27 protein-coding genes, 1 pseudogene and 1 riboswitch are annotated in these 24,009 nt (G+C 43.8%); all 28 genes and pseudogenes read right to left on the bottom strand.

Translation table 11 applies throughout. The features are described from left to right. Positions 1 to 30 precede the first annotated feature (30 nt). Positions 31 to 762, bottom strand: coding sequence for a precorrin-3B C(17)-methyltransferase (gene cobJ, locus Q8R38_08010; GenBank protein ID MDP3791971.1), 732 nt, complete (start codon positions 760 to 762; stop codon positions 31 to 33). 2 nt (positions 763 to 764) lie between these two features. Then, the gene (locus Q8R38_08015) at positions 765 to 1,505 is read right to left on the bottom strand and encodes a cobalamin biosynthesis protein (GenBank protein ID MDP3791972.1); all 741 of its coding nucleotides are present in this window, start codon (positions 1,503 to 1,505) and stop codon (positions 765 to 767) included. Continuing rightward, positions 1,477 to 2,259 (bottom strand): precorrin-4 C(11)-methyltransferase, encoded by a 783-nt coding sequence (cobM, locus tag Q8R38_08020; GenBank protein MDP3791973.1) that lies wholly within the window; start codon positions 2,257 to 2,259, stop codon positions 1,477 to 1,479. The genes Q8R38_08015 and cobM overlap by 29 nt, the downstream gene beginning before the upstream one ends. Beyond that, complete coding sequence (gene cobI, locus Q8R38_08025) at positions 2,256 to 2,996, bottom strand: precorrin-2 C(20)-methyltransferase (protein MDP3791974.1); 741 nt, start codon at positions 2,994 to 2,996, stop codon at positions 2,256 to 2,258. Before cobI ends, cobM begins: the two co-directional genes overlap by 4 nt. Continuing rightward, positions 2,972 to 3,592, bottom strand: coding sequence for a precorrin-6y C5,15-methyltransferase (decarboxylating) subunit CbiE (gene cbiE, locus Q8R38_08030; protein ID MDP3791975.1), 621 nt, complete (start codon positions 3,590 to 3,592; stop codon positions 2,972 to 2,974). The genes cobI and cbiE overlap by 25 nt, the downstream gene beginning before the upstream one ends. Beyond that, positions 3,589 to 4,680, bottom strand: coding sequence for a cobalt-precorrin-5B (C(1))-methyltransferase CbiD (gene cbiD / locus Q8R38_08035; protein MDP3791976.1), 1,092 nt, complete (start codon positions 4,678 to 4,680; stop codon positions 3,589 to 3,591). Before cbiD ends, cbiE begins: the two co-directional genes overlap by 4 nt. Continuing rightward, positions 4,677 to 5,513: an ATP-binding cassette domain-containing protein gene (locus tag Q8R38_08040; protein ID MDP3791977.1), complete on the bottom strand. Its 837-nt coding sequence runs from the start codon at positions 5,511 to 5,513 to the stop codon at positions 4,677 to 4,679. The genes cbiD and Q8R38_08040 overlap by 4 nt, the downstream gene beginning before the upstream one ends. A 9-nt stretch (positions 5,514 to 5,522) precedes the next feature. Continuing rightward, complete coding sequence (gene cbiQ, locus Q8R38_08045) at positions 5,523 to 6,248, bottom strand: cobalt ECF transporter T component CbiQ (GenBank protein ID MDP3791978.1); 726 nt, start codon at positions 6,246 to 6,248, stop codon at positions 5,523 to 5,525. A 295-nt stretch (positions 6,249 to 6,543) separates the two neighbouring features. Continuing rightward, a pseudogene (locus tag Q8R38_08050) lies at positions 6,544 to 7,200 on the bottom strand (energy-coupling factor ABC transporter permease). Positions 7,201 to 7,276: 76 nt separating this feature from the next. After that, the gene (locus Q8R38_08055; protein MDP3791979.1) at positions 7,277 to 7,909 is read right to left on the bottom strand and encodes a precorrin-8X methylmutase; all 633 of its coding nucleotides are present in this window, start codon (positions 7,907 to 7,909) and stop codon (positions 7,277 to 7,279) included. Further along, positions 7,909 to 8,526 (bottom strand): CbiX/SirB N-terminal domain-containing protein, encoded by a 618-nt coding sequence (locus tag Q8R38_08060; GenBank protein ID MDP3791980.1) that lies wholly within the window; start codon positions 8,524 to 8,526, stop codon positions 7,909 to 7,911. Before Q8R38_08060 ends, Q8R38_08055 begins: the two co-directional genes overlap by 1 nt. After that, a complete protein-coding gene (locus Q8R38_08065; protein MDP3791981.1) occupies positions 8,519 to 9,940 on the bottom strand; it encodes a cobyrinate a,c-diamide synthase in 1,422 nt (473 codons plus the stop codon). Before Q8R38_08065 ends, Q8R38_08060 begins: the two co-directional genes overlap by 8 nt. Next, a complete protein-coding gene (cbiB, locus tag Q8R38_08070; GenBank protein ID MDP3791982.1) occupies positions 9,937 to 10,890 on the bottom strand; it encodes an adenosylcobinamide-phosphate synthase CbiB in 954 nt (317 codons plus the stop codon). Before cbiB ends, Q8R38_08065 begins: the two co-directional genes overlap by 4 nt. Before the next feature lie 4 nt (positions 10,891 to 10,894). Continuing rightward, positions 10,895 to 12,406 carry a cobyric acid synthase gene (locus Q8R38_08075; GenBank protein ID MDP3791983.1) on the bottom strand — a complete coding sequence of 504 codons (1,512 nt, stop codon included), beginning with the start codon at positions 12,404 to 12,406 and terminating at the stop codon, positions 10,895 to 10,897. Further along, complete coding sequence (gene cobD / locus Q8R38_08080; GenBank protein MDP3791984.1) at positions 12,403 to 13,461, bottom strand: threonine-phosphate decarboxylase CobD; 1,059 nt, start codon at positions 13,459 to 13,461, stop codon at positions 12,403 to 12,405. The genes Q8R38_08075 and cobD overlap by 4 nt, the downstream gene beginning before the upstream one ends. Continuing rightward, the gene (gene cobS / locus Q8R38_08085) at positions 13,458 to 14,204 is read right to left on the bottom strand and encodes an adenosylcobinamide-GDP ribazoletransferase (protein MDP3791985.1); all 747 of its coding nucleotides are present in this window, start codon (positions 14,202 to 14,204) and stop codon (positions 13,458 to 13,460) included. The genes cobD and cobS overlap by 4 nt, the downstream gene beginning before the upstream one ends. Then, the gene (gene cobT / locus Q8R38_08090) at positions 14,201 to 15,256 is read right to left on the bottom strand and encodes a nicotinate-nucleotide--dimethylbenzimidazole phosphoribosyltransferase (protein MDP3791986.1); all 1,056 of its coding nucleotides are present in this window, start codon (positions 15,254 to 15,256) and stop codon (positions 14,201 to 14,203) included. Before cobT ends, cobS begins: the two co-directional genes overlap by 4 nt. An 8-nt stretch (positions 15,257 to 15,264) precedes the next feature. Then, on the bottom strand, positions 15,265 to 15,786 hold the full coding sequence (gene cobU / locus Q8R38_08095) for a bifunctional adenosylcobinamide kinase/adenosylcobinamide-phosphate guanylyltransferase (GenBank protein ID MDP3791987.1): 522 nt from the start codon (positions 15,784 to 15,786) through the stop codon (positions 15,265 to 15,267). Then, positions 15,779 to 16,384: a histidine phosphatase family protein gene (locus Q8R38_08100; protein MDP3791988.1), complete on the bottom strand. Its 606-nt coding sequence runs from the start codon at positions 16,382 to 16,384 to the stop codon at positions 15,779 to 15,781. The genes cobU and Q8R38_08100 overlap by 8 nt, the downstream gene beginning before the upstream one ends. A 24-nt stretch (positions 16,385 to 16,408) precedes the next feature. Further along, a complete protein-coding gene (gene cbpB, locus Q8R38_08105) occupies positions 16,409 to 17,788 on the bottom strand; it encodes a peptide-modifying radical SAM enzyme CbpB (GenBank protein ID MDP3791989.1) in 1,380 nt (459 codons plus the stop codon). A 19-nt stretch (positions 17,789 to 17,807) separates the two neighbouring features. Beyond that, on the bottom strand, positions 17,808 to 17,924 hold the full coding sequence (gene cbpA, locus Q8R38_08110) for a modified peptide precursor CbpA (protein MDP3791990.1): 117 nt from the start codon (positions 17,922 to 17,924) through the stop codon (positions 17,808 to 17,810). Positions 17,925 to 18,038: 114 nt separating this feature from the next. Further along, positions 18,039 to 18,284: riboswitch (cobalamin riboswitch) on the bottom strand. 54 nt (positions 18,285 to 18,338) lie between these two features. Then, positions 18,339 to 19,094: a DNA repair protein RecO gene (gene recO / locus Q8R38_08115; protein MDP3791991.1), complete on the bottom strand. Its 756-nt coding sequence runs from the start codon at positions 19,092 to 19,094 to the stop codon at positions 18,339 to 18,341. Positions 19,095 to 19,097: 3 nt separating this feature from the next. Next, positions 19,098 to 19,799 (bottom strand): diacylglycerol kinase, encoded by a 702-nt coding sequence (locus Q8R38_08120; GenBank protein ID MDP3791992.1) that lies wholly within the window; start codon positions 19,797 to 19,799, stop codon positions 19,098 to 19,100. Next, positions 19,757 to 20,227, bottom strand: a complete 471-nt coding sequence (ybeY, locus tag Q8R38_08125) for an rRNA maturation RNase YbeY (GenBank protein MDP3791993.1) — start codon at positions 20,225 to 20,227, stop codon at positions 19,757 to 19,759. Before ybeY ends, Q8R38_08120 begins: the two co-directional genes overlap by 43 nt. A gap of 46 nt (positions 20,228 to 20,273) precedes the next feature. Continuing rightward, on the bottom strand, positions 20,274 to 22,037 hold the full coding sequence (gene aspS, locus Q8R38_08130; GenBank protein MDP3791994.1) for an aspartate--tRNA ligase: 1,764 nt from the start codon (positions 22,035 to 22,037) through the stop codon (positions 20,274 to 20,276). A 2-nt stretch (positions 22,038 to 22,039) separates the two neighbouring features. Further along, positions 22,040 to 23,293 carry a histidine--tRNA ligase gene (gene hisS / locus Q8R38_08135; GenBank protein MDP3791995.1) on the bottom strand — a complete coding sequence of 418 codons (1,254 nt, stop codon included), beginning with the start codon at positions 23,291 to 23,293 and terminating at the stop codon, positions 22,040 to 22,042. Continuing rightward, the gene (locus Q8R38_08140) at positions 23,290 to 23,565 is read right to left on the bottom strand and encodes an HU family DNA-binding protein (GenBank protein MDP3791996.1); all 276 of its coding nucleotides are present in this window, start codon (positions 23,563 to 23,565) and stop codon (positions 23,290 to 23,292) included. The genes hisS and Q8R38_08140 overlap by 4 nt, the downstream gene beginning before the upstream one ends. Beyond that, a complete protein-coding gene (locus tag Q8R38_08145) occupies positions 23,562 to 24,008 on the bottom strand; it encodes a hypothetical protein (GenBank protein ID MDP3791997.1) in 447 nt (148 codons plus the stop codon). The genes Q8R38_08140 and Q8R38_08145 overlap by 4 nt, the downstream gene beginning before the upstream one ends. Position 24,009 lies beyond the last annotated feature (1 nt).

Below are 24,009 nucleotides of genomic sequence, written 5' to 3' on the forward strand. Positions count from 1 at the left end.
ATCCATACAAGTGAGTATAGATTAACGGGGTCAGGATGTCAATAGTCCATAACCACGCGGCGTGATCATAAACCCGCCCTTTAGATAAGTTTTGGAATTACCGACTATGATAGTTGTTGCCATATTTATTTTTTCGGACGATATCAATCTCTCTAAGGTAGTGACTACGACTTCCTGATTATCTCTGTAGGCATTTTGCACAATACCCACAGGCGTTTGCGGTGATTTATATTTTAACAATATCTCGCAGGCCTTTTGGAAAGGAATGATTCTTTTGGTGCTCTTAGGATTATAGAGCGCAATAACAAAATCAGCCTTCGCGGCTAATTCGACTCTTCTTTTAATCAACTTCAAATCAGTTAAAAGATCGCTTAACGAGATGACTGCAAAATCATGCATTAAAGGCGCTCCCAAAAGGGCCGCGCAAGATGTGGCGGCAATGATACCGGGAATAATTTCAATCTCAATCCTGTTCAGGTCATCTTTCTTTAAAAGTTCCAAGACCAAACCAGCCATCCCATAAACGCCGGGATCGCCGCTTGAAATAATAGAGACCCTTTTACCCCTTCGGGCATTCTCTATAGCGCGCTTTGCCCTCTTGACCTCTTCAGTCATGCCTGAAAAGATAACCTCTTTACCGCGGGCCAGATCACCGAGCAGCCTCACATAGGTTTTATATCCGACAAGAACCTGGGATTCCTCTATGGCCTTCCGGGCGCATTGGCTCATATGCTTTATATGTCCCGGCCCTATACCGACTATCTTTAGGCTTCCCTTACTACCGCTATGGTAACTCTGCCGATTATCGTTTTTGGCAAAATTAATTTTGGACTTTTTGCTACAATTAGCGCACAAGGCTCGCTCACCCCCTCAATGCCGATCTTTTCTTTTACAAAGGACGATCTTTTATACGTTCCGTTAAATTTTTTTATCAACTCCGCAGGCACGATCCTTAATGGAATCCCTAACTCTGCGCATGCATCTTGCAGGCCCCGCTCATTTTGTTTTAAATCTATAGTGGCGATATACCTAACTCTATTTATCGGATGCCCGGTTTTAGTCAAAGCATATCGTACCGCCTTTACAATCTCTCCCTTTTTTATGCCTCGCCTGCAGCCCACGCCGATTACTATATTACGTTTTGACTCCGAAGCCGTGGTAACAACCGGTTCCGCGCCTAAACTATTAGCAACCATGATGGCAAGGTTGTTTGCTCCACCCTCATGGCCTGATAACAGGCTGATCGCAAAACGTCCCCCCTCATCAACCACAACTATTGCCGGATCGGTATATTTATCCTTTATGTAGGCAGCGATAATCCTGACCACAATGCCCGTAGCCATACAAAATATGATTCCATCAAATTCGGAAAAGAGTTTTTTCGTTAAATCTTTTAGCCTGCCCTTCGACGACAAGATATGTACTTCGGATCCTAAGATATTTTTTTTAATCTCCAGGGCTGTGTTTTTGCCTTTTTTAGTTATTGCGACAATGGCTACCTTCACTATCCCCCTTCTTCCTGAACATGTGGTCAAAATCTTTATCATATAGTTTAGATTTTTGATAATTTTTTCTCAGGACATCCCCAACAATAATCAAGGCCTGGCGCGTAATACCTGCCTCTTTAACTTTTTTTGCGATATCCCGCAATGTACCTATTATTTTTCTCTCTTGGGGAAAAGAGGCTTTTTCTATCACGGCAACCGGAGTATTTAACCCATAACCGTCCTTCAGTTTCCTTATAACACGCTCTATTTCCTGAATACTCAGGAAAATCACCATTGTAGCTCTTGCCTTGGACAACTTTCGCAAATCTTCTTTAGCGGGTACTTTGGTCCTGCCTGAAACCCTTGTTAATATTATTGTCTGGCTCACCCCTGGAAGCGTAAGCTCCTGCTTTAAGCTTGCGGCCGCTGCCTGAAAAGAACTCACCCCGGGAATAACAGAATAATCTATCTTCTGTTTCTGACACCAATCCATCTGCTCCTGGATCGCGCCATAGATCGACGGGTCGCCGCTATGAATTCTGGCCACTATCTTATTGGTTGATTTCGCTTTTTTGATTAGGCATAATACATCTTCGAGGCTCATCGCGCTCGAATCGTAAAGCCTCGCGCCTTTTTTGGCCGGTTTAATGATATCCTTATTTATTAATGAGCCGGCGTAAATAATAATATCCGCCTTCTTAATTATCTTTCCTGCCTTTATAGTCAGGAGTTCCGGATCGCCCGGCCCAGCACCTATAAAATATATTTTCATATTATATTATCCACATTCCGCTTTACTATGATTACGGAAAGGTATCCTGCCTTCTTATCTTTTAAAGAAGAAAGGTCGCATACTATCCTTTCGCCCGCCTGACCGGCATGACTAACCAGGACTGAATTTTTTATAAGTTTCATTTCCTTCAAAAGACAAATTACTCTGTCAAGTTTTGAGCCGACTTTCATTAAAACCACTGTGTCAAATTCTTTTAATGTCTTTTTTAATCCTGCAAGATTCTTTGTCACCGGTAATATGGCCAGTCTCTCATTCCCTTTTACAAGCGGCAGGCCGCTGGAAGCCGCCGCGGCACTAAACGCGCTGATCCCAGGGACAGTCTCTACCCTTATGTCTGGAAAATTTTTACGTAAAGTCTCTAAAAGATAGATGTATGTGCTATAAATAAACGGATCCCCTATTGTGACAAATGCGGCTATTCGATCTTTTTTTAACTCTTTGGCTATTTTTTCAGCCGCGCCCAGCCAGCTTGACTTTAGCTTTTTTCGATCCTTCGTCATTGGGAAAGTAAGCTCAATAAAATTTTTTGACCCCGGAACAGCCGCTTCCACTATAGATCGGGCGCACGACCTTTCGCCATCTTTTGCTCTTGGAGTAAAGATGATATTAACCTTATCCAATATCTCCATTGCCTTTACGGTAAGCAGTTTCGGATCTCCCGGACCTATACCCACTCCATAAAGCCTGCAGGCTATTTTTTTATAATCATTGCGCATAACCCGAACCCCCTCTTACTTGACAATCCTTTTAGATCGGTATCGACGATTCTCTCATTTGGATATGTAAGGGCTTCGAAGACAACCGCCCTTCTATTTTTAACGCCATTATGCAGTAAATAGTCAGCTATTTTCCCGGGAGGAAATTTCATATCAGTGAATAAAAAGACTTTGTCGGAACTCTTGACATCCCTGACTAAATTCCCCTTTCCTCTGCCGTGTATACTGATGATCTTCGCATCCTGCCAGCTCTCGCCAATCTTAGCAAAAGCGATCTGCAGGGTGCTTATGCCGGGGATTACCGCGTATTCTTCTTTCTTTAAAGCCGTCCTAATAGCGCCCAGGTAACTGTATAATCCCGGATCGCCTGAAACAAGGACGGCTATCCTCTCTTTATCTTTATTCTTTTTTATATATGAGACCGCTTTTTTAAAATGCCCTTCGAGCCGAATCTTTTTTTTATTCCGATACAAAAAAAGTGATAACAGGCGCTCTGCTCCAATCAGGCAATCCGCTCTTTTTATCTCTTTTCTTGCCACGGGCAATAAATAGTCGATTGCGCCCGGCCCCACTCCGATTATATATACTTTGTTCATTTCTTTATTCTTTTTTTTGGATACACTGACAACGCCTTCCCGTGCAGGGAAAGCAGTATGCAACTAACAGAAAGCTGATCATCTACAAATTCATTTATCGCATCCACTGTTCTTTTTGCAATCATATCGAAAACCTGTGTAAGATTATATTTCATCAATATATCGATAGTGGCTTCTGCACAGGCCTGCTCCATTATATCTTCTAAGATCGGTTTTTTCGCGCCGCAAAGCCTGGCATATCTTGCAATTGTTTTAATGCGATGATCTCCAAATTTGATATTGGTATCAAGCTGGCCATTAGCAACCTTTACCAATTTACCGATATGGCCTATAAGAAGGACTTTATTTATATTCTTTTTTGCACACTCGGAGAGCATAAACCCGATGTGGTCGCCTATCTTGACCACTGAATCCGGTTTAAGCCCAAGAACTTCTTTGCAAAACTTTTCTCCCACATATCCCAGGATCAGGGTAGCATTTTTATATCCTGCGGCCTTCAAAACATCGAGCTGAAGGGATAAAGATTTCTTGTAAGCGTCCGTTGATTTAGGTTCGACTATGCCCGTAGTGCCGATGATGGAAATGCCGCCTTCTATGCCAAGCCGCCCGTTAAAAGTATGCCTGGCCATCTTCCTTCCCTGCGGGACACTTATTATTACTTTTATCCCCTTATGCTGTTTCATAAACCGGAGCGAGGCTAAGCAGGGCTTGGTCTCTTTAACAATCATCTGCCTTGGCACTGGATTAATCGCATATTCGCCGACGCTTACCGCAAGACCCGGCTTGGTAACTACTCCCACGCCCTCTGCGCCTGTTATTAAAATCCCTTTCTTATCGCAATATTTCACTTTTGCATATATCCTGGCGCCGTCAGTTACATCAGGGTCATCGCCCGCGTCTTTAACTACCGCGCACCGGGCGAAATCTCTCCCTATCTTTTGGTCGATAACCCTTAGATTAAGATGTACGCCCTTAGGGGTTTCTACGTCGACACTTTTTACCACTCTTTTATTGATGAGCATAATACCGGCGGCTTTCGCAGCAGCCTGGGCACAAGTGCCTGTAGTAAATCCTTTTCTAAGATTCATTTGGATAATATGTTTTTAATCTCTTCCCGCGCCTCGCCTATAGTAAGCGGGAGGCCGTCAAAATTAATCGCATCGTCCCTTCTTAAGGTCTCGAATAGCTGCCCAATGCGCGGCAATCTCAATTTAGCGTCCCTTATGGCATCGGCATGTGAGAAGACTTCTTCGGGATCACCATCAAGCACGACCGTTCCTTTATTTAATATAACTACGCGGTCAATAAACACAGGCACCAGATCCACAGAGTGCGTGGTCATGATCATGGTTATTCCTTTTTCTTTGTTCAATTTTTTTAGTAGCTGCATAATAGAATTAACCCCCATCGGGTCCAGGCACGAGGTCGGCTCATCCAATAACATCACCTCGGGACCCATGGCTAAAACGCCGGCCAAGCAGATCTTTTTCTTTTCGCCAAAACTTAAATTATGTATAGGTTTTTCGGCAAATGCCGGCATGCCTACAGCATCAAGCGCGTGCCCTATTCTTTTGCAGACTTCGTCTTTTTTAAGCCCCATATTCGTCGGACCATAGGCGATATCTTCACCTACTGTGGAAGCAAATAGCTGGTCATCCGGATTCTGAAACATGGTACAGACTTTGCTGAACAGGATATTCCTGTTGCTAGCCCTGACGTTCTCTCCCTCTAAATAAATTTCACCTTTTGCAGTTTTTAAGAGGCCGTTGAGTATTTTTAATAGCGTCGTTTTGCCGGAGCCATTGGCGCCTAATATACCCAAAAACTCGCCCTTTTTGATCGAGAGGTCGATACCCTGTAAAGCAGGCAAGCCGTCAGGATAGCTGAAGTGTAGATTTTTAGTTTCTAAAATGTTGGCCATAAACTACCTCTAATAAAGTAATATATTTAATGCCAAAAGCGACGTTAATATTGTAATGAATATGATAACCGCGACAGCATCTTTAATTTTAAAACCTTCTTCCCAAACGATATTCTGCGTCGTTCCGTTATATCCGCGCAGCACCATAGATTCATAAACCGCTATAGAACGGTCATATGTCCTGATAACGGTTGACCCAATCAATTCGCCAAAAGATTTTAAACTTCGCGCTAAGCCGCTATACCCAAGGCGAACTCGTTGCGCATCTCTAATAGTTAGCGCATCTTCCAGTAAAACAAATATATAGCGGTAAGTAAGCATGGCTACCTCGATCCAGGTATCAGGCACTTTAAACCACCGGGCTGCGTTAAGCAGCCTATTTACAGGCGTAGTCATGGACAAGAATACGATTAAAGATACGGCCCCGAGTGCCTTAGCCACGATTAAAAAACCCTGCATCAGGGGCATGGCAAAAAAGAAAACCTGTATAAGAAAAATCGTACCGGCTATGCTTAAGGGAGTGGCTAATCTCCATAGAATAATTTTTACCGGAATCCTGATGCCTAAAAGGAAAACTACGGATAAACAAAGCGCGGTTAGCGGCGCGTAAAACTGGCGTGATGAGATTACTATAATTATCGCCGCGGCCACATAAAGCATCTTTACTCTGGCATCCGCTTCCGTCAAATAGTTTTTCTTCTGTGCAAAAGAATCACTAAATATATCAGCGCGCATTGTCAGTCCTTTTTTCAACGAAAAGTTGACGCCAATAAAAACCCAAAACAAATCCACCCGCTATTCCTGCTAAAAGAAAAACAAAAAGCAATAAATCGCCCTGGTCGGTATTGATAAAAGGCGTCCAGGCGGCCCTTCCATGTTCTTTGGCAACCTTCTCTACCACGCTCTCATCTACGCCGCCCCACTTAGTTTCTTGCGCAAGCGCAAGGTGGCTATTTGCGGACAAAAGTAATGATATCAACAGAATGCCAACGATCTTCGCCCCGGTTTGCGTGATATGTTTTACATTCTTTTTTATCACTCCCAGGGAAATTAAAATATCCGGCCTTCTTTTGGCTACAAAAACTATCATACCCCCGGTCAAGAACCCCTCAAGTATACCCAGGGGGAGTTGAGTAGGAATAAATGCGGTAAGTATAGCGCAAAAAAGAGGGAACATCGGTTTCGTTCCATGAAGAGCCGAGGCTAATTCAAATGAAGTTATAGTATAGGTGGCCCAATCAGCCAATAGCCCGGCTATAAACCCAGAAATAAATAAAGAAACCCTAAATTTTCTTAATATCTTAAATGCGGCGAAAGCGGCAAAAGAGCCGGCTATGCCCATAGATACGATATCCGCGCCCCAGGTAGTTATCCCGCCATGTGCCAAAAATAGGGCCTGGATAAGAAGCGCGATAGAAGTTATAAATATGCTCATGATCGGCCCGATTAAAATCGCCGATATGCCTGTTCCCGCAGGATGGGAACAGGTCCCTGCGGTTGGTACCGGTACCGGCATACATGAGATAACAAAAATAAGCGCTCCCATCATGCCTAAAAGAGGTTTAAAGCTTGGGATCATTTTTGATTTCTTTTTTATATCAACAATACCTTTTATGAGGAAGGGAATCGCTGCCAGGCACCAAACAGTTGCCCATTTAAGAGGCAGAATCCCTTCTGAAATATGCATTGCCCAGGCCGGACGTGTAAATACGAATAAATACCCAATGGCAATTAAAACTAAGACCGATATTATTTTACGCATCTTACTCCTTCTCTCTTTTGGCTATCTTTAACAACGCATTAACGCAGGCCGCGGCTGCGCTGGATCCTCCATACCTGCTCCGATTGGTAATATACGGGATCTTTAAAGTACGTAATTTTTTCTTGGACTCTTTGGCTCCCACAAATCCTACGGGCAGCCCTATTATCAAGGAAGGTTCTGCTCTTCCTTTACTGACCATGTCGCAAACTTCGAATAACGCAGTCGGGGCATTGCCTATAACCACGATCCCGCCGTTAATCGATTTACAGGCTTTTCTCATGGCCAATATGGAGCGGGTGATATTCAACCGGGAAGCCTGCTTTGCGACACCCTTGTTATCGATAAAACAGATAACCCTGCCTCCGAAACCGGATAATATTTTTTTATTTATACCGGCTTTGACCATGTTTGCGTCCGCAACAATATTCTTTCCCTTCTTTATCGCTGTCACGGCGGCCCGTATCGCTTTTGGGTGGAAGAGAATGTCTTTTGCGTAATTAAGGTCACTCGTAGCGTGGATCACTCTAGCCGTGACCTCTTTCTGGGGTCGCGCTAATTTTACATCCGCCAAATACTTGTCGACTATCCGGAAGCTTTTTAATTCAATCTCTTTAGGGCTGGTGATTATCTGCACTATGCAAGGGTCTCCTCTATTATATCCGCAACAATATCGGCGATTCTTATATCCTCGCCCAGGTTTTTAGTATATATGAATTTGGTTTTAGGATATTTAGTTTTTTCTTTTTTGATTAAACGGGGAATATCCCGGGTTACATGGTTGCCGTTAAAAAGGAAAAAAGGGATTATGATCAGCGTTTGACAACCCCGCGCTATCAGATTTTTTATGCTCTGTGCCAGGTCGGGCCTGAAAGATTGAAGATAGGCGGGGACTATGGTGTTCACCCCCGTCTTCTGCCTGATCGCCCTGACGGTCCTATCCAGGCTGGCATTCGCCTTTTTTAATTTACTTCCGTGACTAAGCACTATGACGCCTTTCTTCCCGCTTTGCAACACTCGCCTCCGATATTTACTCTTACTGATCAAATTAAATATATCGTCTGTAACTTTTCTTTTATGGATCCAATTACAGGATTCGCAGGACCATATGCCCTTCTTGTATTTAGATGAATATACATGGTTACCTTTCTTTTCATCCAGACACGGATAAAACGGACAATAGCAGAATGTGCAATCTTCCAACCCTGTATGGCACGGAAAAAACTTACAAGCCTTGTTTAATCTTTTAACCATGGCTTACCCCGTTGGGAAGCCCATTATTTCTAACGGGGTTCATTTTAAATTGTCTGCAACGATCGATAAAATTTTTAGCAAATTCCCTATTGGCGGCAAAATGCAGATGCGCATAGCTGGCCAATACGTTTCTTCCTATCAAGCCGTCATAAAACACATTATTTTTATCTTTTATTATTTTATAGGCAAAAGGCAGGTCCTTGGGGACATCCGTAAGACGCGACCAGTGAAACATATGAGCCCTGGACCTGTCGCCTTGTTTACCTAATATATTATCTTTAATAACCCGGACATTCACATAGCCCATCCTATGGAGCCTGTCACCCATGCTCACCGAACACTTGAATACACCGACCATAGAAAATATTCTCTTTTTGAAATCCATAATACTCTCAACCAGGTACATCAATCCGCCGCATTCGGCATAAATGGGCAGCCCTGATTCTGCTTTATGATAAATCGACCACCTGAGGCTCTTATTCTTCGATAGGCCGGAAGCAAAAATCTCCGGGAATCCGCCTCCTATATATAAACCATCAACACCTTTCGGTAGCTCCCTGTCTTTTAAGGGACTGAATGCGACTATATCTGCCCCCAAGTGACTTAATATATCCAGGTTATCCTGATAATAGAAATTAAAGGCCGCATCCTTTGCAATGGCTATCCTCACGCGGCTTTTAAGCGGTTCTTTTTTAAATATTACCTCTTTTGCGCATGAAATCGACTTTGCCTGCTGTCCTATCTTAAGCAGTCTTGTTAAATTTATATTGGCCTCGACGAGTTTCGATAGCTTTTGGCAAAAACCATGTTGCAGTTTCTTCTCCTCAAGAGGGACCAGCCCTAAGTGCCTTTCGGATAATTTTAGATTAGCGTCTCTGGGCAAATAACCAAGTACCGATATTCCCGCCTTTTTCTCAATAGCCGCTTTTATATAATTATAATGATTTATACTCGCTATATTATTCAAAATAATACCCGCTATGTTTACATTTTTATCAAATTTCTTATAGCCCAAGGCTGTGGCTGCGGCGCTTCTCGATAAAGAGCGCGCATCTAATACAAGGATAACCGGACAATTAAGTATCTTCGCCAAATGAGCAGTTGAACCAAGTTCGGTATCTTTTAAGCCGTCGTATAAGCCCATGACGCCTTCTATGACAGAAAGGTCGGCATCTTCGGCCCGCCTTTTAAATAACTCTATAATTGTGTTTTTAGAGAGCAGCCAGCTATCGAGATTTCCACACATCTTACCGGAAGCCTCGGAATGATACGTAGGATCGATATAATCGGGACCGGCCTTGAAAGCCTGCACATTCACGCCCCTCTTCTTCAAGGCTGAAATTATCCCCAGGGTTAAGGTTGTCTTCCCTACCCCGCTATGAGTACCCGCAATGATAATTCTCGGTAGATTCATCTTCCCAGCGCGCTTCCTGCGCAAGCCATTAAAAGCACTCCGACAATTAAAAATAATGCCGATGAAATATAAGAGATTTTTATGCTATCTTTAATATGGCCGATCTCCAATGCATTGATATTATCGCCTATAAATGGTTTTTCAACGGGCCTGGAGTTATAAAAATTTAAACCGCCTAATCGGACTCCCAGCGCCCCTGCAACAGCGGCCTCAGGTATTCCGCTGTTCAGGCTGGGATTCTTCCTGCCGTCCCTTCTGGCTATCTTCCATGAATTTAACATGTTCTTGCCCGCAAATAGACTGGCAAGCGGCAAGAACAGTATAGACAGTCTTGCCGGTATGAAATTAACTAAAGTATCTATCTTTGCACAGGCCCAGCCGAAATCCTTATATTTGTCGTTTTTGTACCCGACCATTGAGTCTAAAGTGTTTACCGCCTTATATGCTAATGCTAAAGGAGCTCCGCCAATAAATGCATAAAAAAGAGGAGAGATTACGCCATCCACAATATTCTCGGCTACCGTCTCAACCGTAGCGCGGACAACCTCTTGATCTTCCAAATTATCCGTATCTCTCCCGACAATTAAACTTAATTTTATCCGCGCTGAAATTATATCTTTTTTCTCCAGTGAATGATAAACATCCGCACTTTCTATATCCAGGTCTTTGGCAGCCAGCGAACTATAGATAATAAGGATAGAAATTATCGAGCCCAAGTATCTGTTAACGGAATATGCTCCCCTGATAATAATAAAGCCGAGGCACCAGGTCACACCAATGACCGATATGGCAAGAATGACCCCTCCTATCCGCTCATTCCTGAATACTTTCCTTAAAACAGGCTCCAGCTTTTTTATCATCCAGCCTATGCCTTTTACAGGATGCGGGAGCCATCGTGGATCACCCAAAATCAAATCTAAAATATAGGCAAGCGCGATTTCAATGGCCACCAGATCAAACCTTTACTATATCGTATAGTGATTTCATATTAATATTTCCCCGTAACAGTTGGGCGAGCTTATCAAATTCCCCATCCGGATCAAAATAAATATTTTGAGGCAATTTCTGCCAACCCTTACTTTGCCGTATTGTATTTAAAAATTCTCTTCTGAAAACGTCCGCATCAAACAAGCCATGAATATATGTCCCTAAAACACGGTTGTCTTTACGGCGGAAGCCGTCAAAGCATTTTATTTTCTTACCGTTACGCTCTAAAATCTCGAAAAACGGCCTGGGGCTCCCTTTACAGCCGGAAAGACCGTGATGGATCTCATATCCGGAGATTTCTGCTCCTGAAGACATATCCTTTGCTTTTACCCTGCTTAAAACCTTATCTTTAGCAAGGTAAGTATTAACCGGTAATAATCCCAGTCCCTCTATATTCCTGCCATTTGATTCCAAATGATGCTTATCGGATATATTTTTGCCCAGCATCTGGTAACCGCCGCATATTCCCAGTAAAAATGCCGAAATGTTGGAACTGATGTGCGAAATGATCTTTTCCGCGAGACCGCTCACTTTAAGATAACGCAGATCTGAAATGGTATTCTTTGTGCCTGGTATGATAATTAAGTCCGGGGCATTCAGTTGTGCCGAATTTTTTACATACCGCAGCATCACATCGCCTTCTTTTTCTATAGCGTCGAAATCAGTAAAATTTGATATGTGCGGCAGCTGGATCACGGCTATATCCATATATTTACCATTTGTACCGCGTCTGCCCCCCGGCAGCCTTTCGTCAAGAGAAACGGAGTCTTCCTCCGGTATCCTTATATCTTTAAAATACGGGACAACTCCCAGGACTTTAATGCCAAGACGCCTTTCTAAAAATTTTACGGCCGGCAATAGAAGCGATTTATCGCCGCGGAATTTATTGATAATGATACCTTTAATCATTTTTCTCTCTTCTTTATTCAATAATTCTAATGTGCCTACAAGCCAGGCAAAGACGCCCCCTTTATCGATATCGCCTACTAAGATTACAGGCGCGTTGGCATGTCTGGCCATCTTCATGTTTACAAGATCGTGTCTCTTTAAATTTATTTCTGCAGGGCTGCCGGCTCCTTCGATAACAACAATATCATACGCGCGACTAAGTCTCGCAAAAGATTGCTTTACCACATTTTTAAACTTCTTTTTATGCTTTATATACTCCGCGGCCTTCATATTCCCATAGGGCTTACCTCTGACGATGATTTGTGAACCAATATCGCTTGTAGGCTTGATCAGGATCGGATTCATATCTACGCTGGGTTCTATCCGGCAGGCCGCAGCCTGGCTTGCCTGGGCGCGGCCGATCTCGCCCTCTTCTTTTGTTACAAAAGAATTTAACGCCATATTCTGGGCTTTAAAGGGGCATACCCTGTAGCCATCCTGTAAAAATATCCTGCACAGGGCGCTGACTATAACGCTTTTTCCTACCCCAGAGCCCGTTCCGCAGATTTGCAGCGTTTTTGCTCTCTTCATCGAATGGCCTTTTTGATACTGCTTATAAGACGATTGTTATCCATTCTTCTTCTTACCGCCACGCGGAAGAATCTGCCGTTTAAGCCCCTGAAGTTGCCGCAGTCTCTGATATAAATGCCATCTCGCAATAACCGCCGTTTTAATCCTCCGCAATCACGGATAGACGCATCCTGAAGCTTGCATAAAATAAAATTCGCGGATGACGGGTAGGCCTTCAGCCCTTTTATATTGTTTAATGCTTCTGACATGTACCGCCGTTCTTCGGAAATAAATACAGGTGTTTTTTTCATATAGGCTCTATCCTTGATGGCTTCTTTTCCCGCAAGCTGTGCCAGGATATTCACGTTCCAGGGGTATTGAAAACCGGCTATTTTCTTTATAATATTTTTATGAGCTACGGCATATCCCAGCCTCAAGCCCGGCATGGCAAAGAATTTGGTCAGAGATCTTAATACTATTAAATATCCGCTCTTTACCGCCTCTTTTACGATACCTGATGCCGCCGCTTCTTTTGTAAATTCGATAAATGCCTCGTCGAGTATCAGCGTGGTTTTACGTTTTTTGCACAAGTACGCAATGCGCAGGACTTCATCGGCATTCAGCAAAGAGCCCGTAGGATTATTCGGGTTGCACAGGAAAAGGGCGCAGCATTGTTTTAATGCGTCGGCTATTTTTGCCGGATCAACTTTAAAATTATCTCTTTCATCTGTATTTAAAAAAACTATTTTCGAATTATTTGCCTTTAACGCAAGTTCATACTCGCTGAATGTCGGCACAGGGATAATGGCCCTTTTTATTTTAATCGCCCTGGGAATAAGGTGGATCAACTCTATAGAACCATTCCCAATAACAACATTCTCCGGCTTTACATTATTAAGCAGGGCCAGCCTGTTTTTCAATCTTTCCGATGAGGGGTCAGGATAGGACAATACGGCGTCTGTGCTTTTGGAAATAATGCTTGCTACCCTCCCAGGCAGACCCATAGGATTTATGTTGACACTAAAATCGAGTATATTCGATCTTAAACAGTCGCCGCCGTGATTTCCATGTGTCATATATTGCAATTGACCAATATCAAGCAGAACAAAAGTGCCGAGACCTCGGCAATTTCGTTTGCCGCGCCGATTGTGTCCCCTGTCATCCCGCCGATTTTTCTTTTCGCATATTGTATAAATAAAAATATAGTAACTGATAAAAGAGCCGTCAGGACAATGCCTTTTATGCCCATTAAAAACCAGTTTAAAATCAGTGTAAATACGGCTCCTGCAAATATATCGGCCCTCTTCGCGTATTTTACAAAATATTTTGCCTTACCTTCGTCACGCGCATACTTGGACACAGAGCACGCAAATGCCTGGAGCCATCTGGCGGATACGGCCGCCGCCAACAAAATCTTCCATAAGTCTTCCGGATGGATACTCGCTATTATCGCAAATTTAAAGAGCAAAAGCAGCGCAATACCTGCCGCGCCCATCGTTCCAATGCGGCTGTCGCGCATTATTTTTAAAATATCCTCTTTAGAGCGCTTCCCGTAAAAACCATCGCAGGTATCCGCAAAACCGTCCAGATGGATTGCGCCGGTTATCACTACCCACACAATAAGAATCAGGGCGCTTCCGACTAAAGGCGGAAAAGATGTTGAAATAAAAGCTATGCCTGCAAGAAGGGTGCCCAATAAGAGGCCTATGACAGGAAAATAAACGAGGGATCTGCCAAAATCCCCGTCTTCTATCTTTCCTTTAATGCTAACGGGAAGGATGGTCAGAAACTGCAAGGCTATCAGAAATCGCGTCTTCATTTTTTTTCGGAAACACCGGCATTCTCAAAAGTCGCCATCTCATTCAATATCTTGGTGCCGGCCTCGATAATATTCATAGCCAGTGCGGCACCGGTCCCTTCCCCCAAACGTAAGCTTAAATCAAGGATGGGCTTAAGCCCTAAAAATTCAAGCGCTTTTTTATGCCCCTGCTCTACAGAGCAATGCGCGGCTATCATATAGTCTTTTGTCTTAGGCTCTATTTTATATGCTATCAATGCGGCCGCTCCGGAAATAAATCCATCTATAACCACGGGTATCCTGTGCTCCGCGGCAGCCAGTATTACTCCCGCCAATCCGCCTATCTCAAATCCGCCCACTTTAGATAAGATATCTATGCCATCTTCCGGATTTGGCTTATTTACTTTTAGAGCCTCTTTTATAGCGTTGATTTTACTCTTTAGGGTTTTATCATCGACCCCGGTACCCCTGCCTGTCACATCTTCCACATCCCTGCCGGTAATAACAGAGACTATGGCGCTTGAGGGAGTAGTATTGCCGATCCCCATGTCTCCCGTTCCAACAATATCGATTCCATTTATCAGCTCTGCTTTGAACGCCTCTATACCATTTTCAATGGATTTAACAGCCTCGTCTTTTGACATCGCGGGACCTTTTGTCATATTCTTTGTACCGCGATTTACCTTTTTTATAATGAGAGCCGGATCATTTTTAAGATCGCAAGCAACTCCCATATCGATGACAACAACTCTCGCGCCCGCGTGCCTGGCGAGCACGTTTATGCCCGCTGTGCCATTTAGAAAATTATATACCATCTGAGGGGTAACTTCCTTGGGAAACGCGCTAACATTATTTTCAACAACGCCATGATCCCCGGCCATCGTAAATATAACCTTGCGTGCCAGCTTCGGGTTTCTGGTTTTGGTTATTTCCACAACCTGCTTGGCCAGATCTTCCAGCCTTCCAAGGCTTCCTTGGGGCTTCGTCAGATTATCTAATCTCTTCTGTGTTTCTTCAGATAACGAATCATCAATTTTCTTAATTCTCGATATTGTTTCATTCAATAATTTCATATGCCCGCCTATTTTATGCTTACCGGTATCCCTGCATGCATCATAATAACCTCATCGGCCCGTGCCGCTATTACCTGATTCGCCATTCCGATCAGGTCGCGGAATCTCCTCGATAGCGCGTCGCCGGGTACTATGCCTTCTCCCACCTCGTTTGATACTATGATAACGATGCCTGCTTTAGCTTTGGATACACTGTCGCAGAGCTTTTTTATTCTTTTTTCTATCGCGCTATCATTCATATTGGTCATTAAAAGATTAGAGATCCATAACCCGAGACAATCGATTAGCGCTACGCGATATACCGGCTTCAGCCCGTCAAGGATATCGCATATGTTTACAGGCTCCTCAATGAGATCCCAGCCCTTCGGCCTTGAAGTCTTATGCAGCCGGATTCTATTCTTCATCTCCTCATCTGACGCGGTAGCAGTCGCGATAAATACAGTCTTTTTATTAATAGTTTTTGCAAGCGCAACAGCATGCTGGCTCTTACCGCTTCGCGCACCGCCTAAAATAAAGGTCATATTACTCATCGCTGCCCCTAAGATGCCCGATGTCGTTGAATTTTATCAATCTGAGTTTTCCTCTTTTATGTTCTACCATGGTAACGCTCGCAGGCGATGGGACACAGCTCCAAAAGTTCCCGCTCCTTGATATACCGTTCACAAATATACCTATCACTCCGCCGTGGCAAACAACGGCAATCGTCTTATCGGGATTAGATTTTACTATCTTCCGCAGGGCATTCCCGACCCTCTTTTTAAAAACACCCATAGGCTCTGCGTTAGGAATTCTATTTTTGAAAGAATTTTTTATCCATTTCTTGTAGATAATCGTATATCTTTCCATGATGTCTTGATGGCGCAACCCTTCAAGAACGCCGAAATTAATTTCACGCAACCCCCGGTCTATAATTATTTTTCTTTCTTTAAAAAGTATGCGAGCGGTTTGTGTAGCGCGTTTTTGATTACTGCAATATATTTTATCGAACCTATCGATATCGAGCCCTTTGGATAGCAGCTTAACCTGAGACTTGCCTTCATTGCTTAATCCTATATCTTTGTGGCCGCAGTAACGCTTTTGTTTATTCCACCTGGTTACGCCATGACGTATCAAAATCAACCTTGTCATAAATATTTTCTTAAAATATTCCTGTTATTTTATTGCGAGATCAAGCGTCGTAAGCGTGCCTTTATCCCATTTGTCCCACAAATACGCGTCTTCTTTATTATCGGCGATTAATCTAAACGCGTATTTGACCTGCTCTTCATAGAGTCCGCAAAACGCGCCTCTTGAAGCCATCGAGCCGTTTATAGCCCACGCTTCGGCAGGGCACGGCGAACCGCAAAAATGACGGATAGCGCAGCGAGAACATGGCTCAATATCCTCAACGCGCCTGCCTGTAACAGATTTGAATGGCGCGGTTTTTAGGACGTTTCGGACATTATCCCTGAAGATATTGCCGCCCATAAATTTCTTTATCCCTATAAATTCGCTGCAAGGAAACATGTCTCCTCTGCTCGAAATCGCAAAAAAACATCTGCCGCCCCCGCATGGCGAAATATCACACATAAGCCGCCGTGCCGTGGGCGCGAGAATGCTTATCAAGATATTCGCGAAATTAGCGATTACCAGTTTGCGGCCGGTCTGCTGATAAAGCTCGTAAGCGCGATCCAGGGCTTTCAGGTAAAATTTCGCCGATTCCTCGTCCGACGGTTTTTGTCTGCGTCCGCCGGGAAGAGTACATCGGACAGGGTTAAGCATGCAAGTGGGCACTTCCAGGCCATGAAAAAACTCGACTATCTTTGCCTGGTAGGGCATATTTTCTTTCGTTACGGTGCATATGACCGAATAATTATGATACCCTTTAAGCCTGTCTATCGCCTGTAAAACTTTTTGGGAAACGCCTTTACCGCTCCAGTCCCGGCGTAATCTGTCGGCTACACCATCTACGTGGCCGTCCAGAGAAAGGCCTATGCTTATGCCTCTTGAAGTCAAAAATTCTGTCGTTTCAGCGTCCAAAAGCGTTCCATTGGTTTGAACACCAAAACGAAAGTCCTTCTTAAATTTGTCTATCGCGGTAAAAACGGCTTCTTTATTAAGCAGGGGTTCCGCCCCATGAAAAATAATCTGAGGCATCTGGCCCTTTAATAAAGTGGATTTAAAATAATCCTTAAGAATCCCCAGGGCTTTCAAAATCTTTTGGACGGGCATATTTGAGCCGCTTTTACGCAGATCTGCGGGAATGTAGCAATAAGAACAATTCAAATTACATTTGTCTGTAGGATTAAAATATACGGCTGAGGGATTTAATCCAAACCGTAAGGTGTTCATTTCGGCATAAAAAGCCTTCGCCTTCTTGCGGTATCCGTTTAAAACAGAAGAATTTTCCAGCGCGGCGGATAGCTTATCTTTTCTTACCAATGCCCAAAATGCCGTATCGGCGGAAACTAAACAAGCATAGTCCCTATGGCCGATGTCTATGGGCTGAATAGTATCTCCCTCGCCCATATTAAAATTAGTCTGAGTCTTCATGGTGTTTTATCTTTGTGAATTAAGACTTGCTCCCTTTATTCAATAACACATAATGCGACAAACCTGTGCCGTTAGCTTTACATTTCTTACGGCTGGCTATAATGCTTTTCTTTATTTTGCTCGCCTTTTTCTCCATATCATTCACCTCCTTTATATTTTATGGTTCCATGAAATAAAAAGCCCCGCGACTGAAAAACAGTGCGGGGTATGTTCCCTGGTTTTACAAAACCCGTATACAGCGGCATTATTCACGATGCCTTGATATATAGGTAGGTCTTCTGACTGCCCAGCCCTTTTTAACTGCCTTCCCATTCCAGAAATAATAGAATAGTGGCTTTATTGTTAAAAAGGCTCCTTTTCTAAAAACAAGAAAAGGGCTGAGCTACAGCGGCGGGACCGTTTCCGTTTTCCCGCCAGATTCGCTCAAACAAATCTAAGCGGCGGGACTGGAATTCCCTTTTAAGCTCTCTCGAGCACCTATACAGTTCAATGTGTCAAAGAATAAATTAGATTATAGCGCATTGCTCTAAAACGTCAAGTAAAATTTTTCCTACGCCTTTTCGATCTCCTTCAAGAATTCTACGGATTTGAGGCGGCGTTCGATGTGGTAATCTAAGAATTTTCGCAGGATAGACTCGAGCTCTTTGCCGACAACGTTTGCGACCTTGATACGCTCAACTTTCTCAAACGGAAGTTCGCGTATATGCTCGATGAACTTAACGGTTCCCGCCATTATCGGCAGCGCGTTTTTGTCTTTATCTATGCAGGTTTTACATATAAGCCCTCCATGCGCGACGCTGAATTTAGCTCCCGGTTCGGGCTTGCTGCCGCAATACGCGCAAGCATTAAGCGTGGGCATAAGGCCTATAAGACCCAGCAATTTGATCTCGAATATTCTTGCGACTCTTTTGGCGCTTGCCTGGCTCGACAAAAGCGTTAAACTATTCAGGAGAAGCCCGAAGATTTCTTGGCTTTTTTCTCCCAGGCCCGTTACGGAATCAAGAAGCTCTATTATGTAATTAGCGTACGCGAGACGCTCCAAAGATTGCCTTACCGGATAGAAAAATTCAAGCAGGTCGCACTGGGATATCGTAAAGACATCCGCCTTTTTTCTCTCATAGAACACTATCTCATCATGCGCGAATACCTCAAGGCTTCCCCCGCCATACTGCGCGTGCGGACCGCGCACACCACGCACTATCCCTTTTATCTTGCCGAAATCTTTTGTAAATAAAGTGACTATCAGGCTGGTTTCTCTTAGGTCCTGCCGCCTTATTACTATGGCTTCAGATTTCTGGATAGGCATAATTTAACGCAGCAGCTGAAATACGAGCGTCGTTACCAATACACCCAATATACCGCCCGCGACAACTTCCCGTATTGTGTGGATAGAAGATTTTATCCTGTGGCGCGCTATCAGGAACGCCATCACAAAAGCCAGTATTATGACTATCGCGTTGTGGGTAAGAAACGCTATGATAGTCCACATTGAAAATGCTATGGCCGTGTGACCCGACGGCATGCCTCCGCGCATCGGCGTCCCGCTATGCAATACTATCTTGCCGAATATAGTAACGGCCAGCACAACTATAATCGAAATAAATGTAAGATGCCAGGGACTCCTGCCTATCCTCATTATTCCATCTTCCACGCTAAACGGAAGCCTGCCCGCGAATAACAGGTAGCCAACTATCGCAGCGTTTATAGCGGTCAACAATACCGCGCCCGCCGAAACGTCTTTTATGATCCTCGCGATGGGGTGGTATTCCATCTGCACTATAATATCTACAACCAGTTCCACCGCCGTATTGATCATCTCCGCCGATAGGACCAGTGTGATCGTAAGAGCGAGTATCATCAATTCATTGGGCGTAAAATTAAAGAATATTCCCAAGAGCAAAATCAATATAGCCAAAAGGAAATGGATGCGCATATTCCTCTGGGTCTTGATAACGTAGAAAAAACCTTCTATCGCGGCGTTAAAACTTTCGAAAAGCTTGACTTGGCGCATAGTATTTTTAATATCCTGTTCTCTTTTGCCGACATCTTCTTCTTTTCGCGCGCAGTCTCATCATCGTAGCCGAAAAGATGCAGAATGCCGTGTATTACGTACAAAATTATCTCTTCTTCGAATAATGTGCCGAAGACTTTTGAATTCTTAAGCGCGGTATCGGACGATATTAATATCTGTCCGCACTCTCCAAGATCAAAACTTAACACATCCGTAGCCCTGTCGCTATGCTTATACTTCTTATTAACCGGTTTTATAGCTTTATCGCTTAAAAAAACTATATCCAGCTTTGTATCGCGCGGTTTACCTAAAATCTCCAGAATTTCTACACCGATTCTTTTTATAAGCGGCTCGTTAAGGCTGAACTTTTTATTCGCATTTTTTACAACAACCCCAGACACCCTGTGCCCGGTCCTGTTCTTACTCATGCCCTTGACCGCTCGTATGCCTTTATTATCTTTATGGTCTTTTCCATTATCGCTTTATCTTGATACCCAGCTCATTCAGCTGTTTTTCATCTACTACAGAAGGAGCGCTTGTCACAGGACAAAATGCCTTCTGTGTCTTCGGGAAGGCAATGACATCCCTTATCGAGTCGCTTCCGGTAAATATCGCCATCAGCCGGTCGAGTCCGAACGCCACGCCGCCATGCGGAGGCGCGCCGTATTTGAACGCGTCCAGCAGGAAGCCGAACCTTGATTTCGCGTCTTCATCGCTTATGCCTATGGTCTTAAATATCAGTTCCTGCATCTTTCTGTCGTGTATCCTTATGCTCCCTGAACCGAGTTCCATACCATTCAAAACCAAATCATATGATCTTGACCGCGCGAAGTGCAGGTCTTTACCTTTTTCCAGAAGAGGTATATCTTCAGAGTGGCATGAAGTAAACGGATGATGCTCCGACTCCCATCTCTTCTCTTCATCATTGTATTTAAATAGCGGGAAGTCCACTACCCACAGGAATTCAAACCGCTTTTCATCGATAAGTCCCAGCTTTTTTCCCAGGAATTTTCTCAAATTTGCCATTGAGTCGAACACCGTTTTTTCGGAATCGGCGACTATGAATATCATGTCTCCGTCTTCCGCGCAGAGCACCTCTTTTATTGAAGATAACTCCTCTTTTGTGAAAAATTTATCGATCTGCGATGCCAGGGCGCCTTTTTCGGCTTTGAAATTAGCCAGCCCTTTAGCGCCGTATTTTTTCACAAGCTCTATCAATTCATCGACCTGGCCCCTGGAATAAGAGCCGCATCCCTTGGCATTTATGGCTATTACCTTGCCGCCCTTCTTTATAACTTCGTGGAATATTTTGAACTGACAATTCTTCACGATATTGGTTATCTCCACGAGTTCCAGTCCGAATCTTGTATCGGGCTTATCACAGCCAAACCTCGCCATCGCTTCGGAATAGCTCATTCGCGTGAATGGAGTCTTTAGATCAACCCCTATCGCGCCTTTGAATATCTTTTTCATCAATCCTTCGGATAGCTCGAATATGTCCTCTTCGGTAACGAATGACATTTCAATATCGAACTGCGTAAACTCGGGCTGCCTATCCGCCCTCAAATCTTCATCGCGGAAACATTTCGCTATCTGAAAATACCTATCCAGCGACGATACCATAAGCAGCTGTTTAAATAGCTGCGGCGATTGAGGAAGAGCGTAGAACATGCCGGGATTAAGCCTTGACGGGACAAGATAGTCGCGCGCGCCTTCTGGTGTTGATTTGGTAAGTATAGGTGTCTCTATTTCTACAAAATTCCTTTCGTCAAAATAGTCACGGGCAAGTTTACAGACCTTGTGTCTTAATCTTAAATTCTTCTGCATAGAAGGCCGTCTTATGTCAAGGTATCTGTATTTTAATCTCGCTTCTTCGGATATATTTATCGCGTCCGTGATCTCAAACGGCGTGGTCAATGATTTATTGAGTATCTCCAGCGATTGTGCCCGGATCTCTATCTTGCCGGTAGGTATCTTGTCGTTATTTGTGCCTTCGGGCCTTGACTCAACAATCCCTTCGACCATTATCACGAATTCAGAGCGTAGATTTTCCGCTTCTTTATGGACCGCGGGATGTGTTTTAGGGTCGAATACTATCTGGGTTATACCGTAGCCATCCCTTAGATCTATAAATATCAGGCTTCCATGATCCCTGCGGCTTCCTACCCATCCGCAGAGCCTGGCGGTCTTGCCTATAGTTTTTTCATTCAATTCACAGCACGTATGCGTTCTTAACATTTCTATTCCTTTACCTTTTCCTTTATTGTAGTTATGATTTCGTCAAACTTTACCGCGGTCTGCTCTTTCGTATTCATATTCCTTAAGGCGGCTTCGCCTTTGGCTATCTCGTCTTCGCCGACTATCAGGACAAATTTCGCGCCCGCTCCATCGGCGGCCCTCATCTGCGCTTTCAGCGACTTGCCCTCAAAATCCATATCGCAGGAGACGCCGTCCTTTCTCAAATCATTTAAAAGTTCGAATGCTTTTGAATGAGCGGCCTCACCTATTGTAGCGATAAAAACATTTAACTCTTTCTTTGCCGCGGCCTCTTTAAGGACTATCATCATCCTGTCTACACCCAACGCGAACCCGCATGAGCCGACATCCGGTCCGCCCATATCTAAAGATAAGTTGTCATATCTTCCACCCGCGCCTATCGCGTCTTTGGAACCTAAGCCTTCGTGTGTTATCTCAAAAACGGTCCTTGTGTAGTAATCCAACCCTCTTACAATATAAGGATCCAGTTCATAATTTATCCCTAAGCCACTTACAAGTTTTATAGCCTTATCAAAATGCGCTCTGCAATCGCTGCATATAAAGTCGGCCTCTTTGAATATTTTCCTGACAGATTCTCTGCAACCGTCATTTTTGCAATCAAGTACCCTTAAGGGGTTCATCTTTATCCTATTTTTACAATCATCACAAAGGTGCGCGCCCTTAGCGTCATCGAATGCGGATTTAAGCATCTTTGACAAATTCTTCTTATCTTCCTTACATCCAAGGTTATTTAATTTTATCTTATATCCGCTTATACCCGCACTATCCAACAGTCTGGCTGCAAGCGAAATGACTTCAGCGTCTATTGCAGGGCTTAGTGAACCTATGGCCTCGACGCCTATTTGATGAAACTGCCTTAAGCGTCCTGCCTGCGGCCTTTCAGCCCTGAAAAATGGGCCTATGTAATACAATTTCTGGAACTGTGATGCTTTATCAAGATTATTTTCAATATACGAGCGCATAATAGGCGCAGTGCCTTCGGGACGAAGAGATATATTCCTTTCTCCTCTATCCACAAAAGAGAACATCTCCTTACTCACTATATCGGTATCCTGTCCGATATTCTTTATAAATAGCGCGGTCTCTTCGATTATCGGCGTCCTGATCTCTTCGTAATTATAGAGATGCAATACGGCGCGCGCGGCTTTTTCTGTCTGCTGCCAAAGCGGCGCCTGGGACGGTAATATATCCTTGGTCCCGCGGATCGCTTTTATCACTTCATCACCTTCTTCTTCATTATCATTCCGGACTTAAAGGTAACTATTCTCTTTTCAGGAATCGGCACGGTTACGCCCGTCTTGGGATTTCTGCCCACCCTGGCCTTTCTCGTCTTCACTTTAAATATACCGAAATTACGCAATTCAACAGTCTCGCCCTTGGTAAGGGCCAGAACTATCTGGTCCAGCGTTTTCTGCACGACCTTCTTCACATCTATCTGTTTAATGCCGGTCTCTTCCGCTATCTTAAGTACTATCTCTTTTTTTGTCATTTAAAACCTCCCCGTAGCTTGTCTATAAAATTTTGCTCAAAAAACCTTTTGAAATACACGCCCGCAGGGCTGAACTGCTCCAGTCTTCTTTTATTATTCTTAAGCCTCTCCAGGATGCTGTTTAAAAAAACATACGAATCTCTCCAATCGGCTTCGACTTTTTTAAGATTATTTTCCGCCATAAAACGCACATTATCTATCTGTAATATGTCACTGACCGGATCGGTAAGTCTGGAATATGGGGCATACTTAAAATCGAGGCCGTTCTTCAATTCATCATACTTATTTTTTATCAGCCCTTTTGTTTCTAAAAATTTCGTCTCCTCTTCTTTGCTGATAGTATCTTTTGATACCACGCCTGAATATATGGAATGAAATTTCACCCAAAATTCGAGAAAGCCGCCTACTACCTTTATATCGGATTCGATTTTTTTATCAATCATA

It is taken from the genome of Candidatus Omnitrophota bacterium (assembly GCA_030695905.1).
In the GTDB taxonomy this organism is placed as follows: domain Bacteria; phylum Omnitrophota; class Gorgyraeia; order 2-01-FULL-45-10; family 2-01-FULL-45-10; genus CAZHPY01.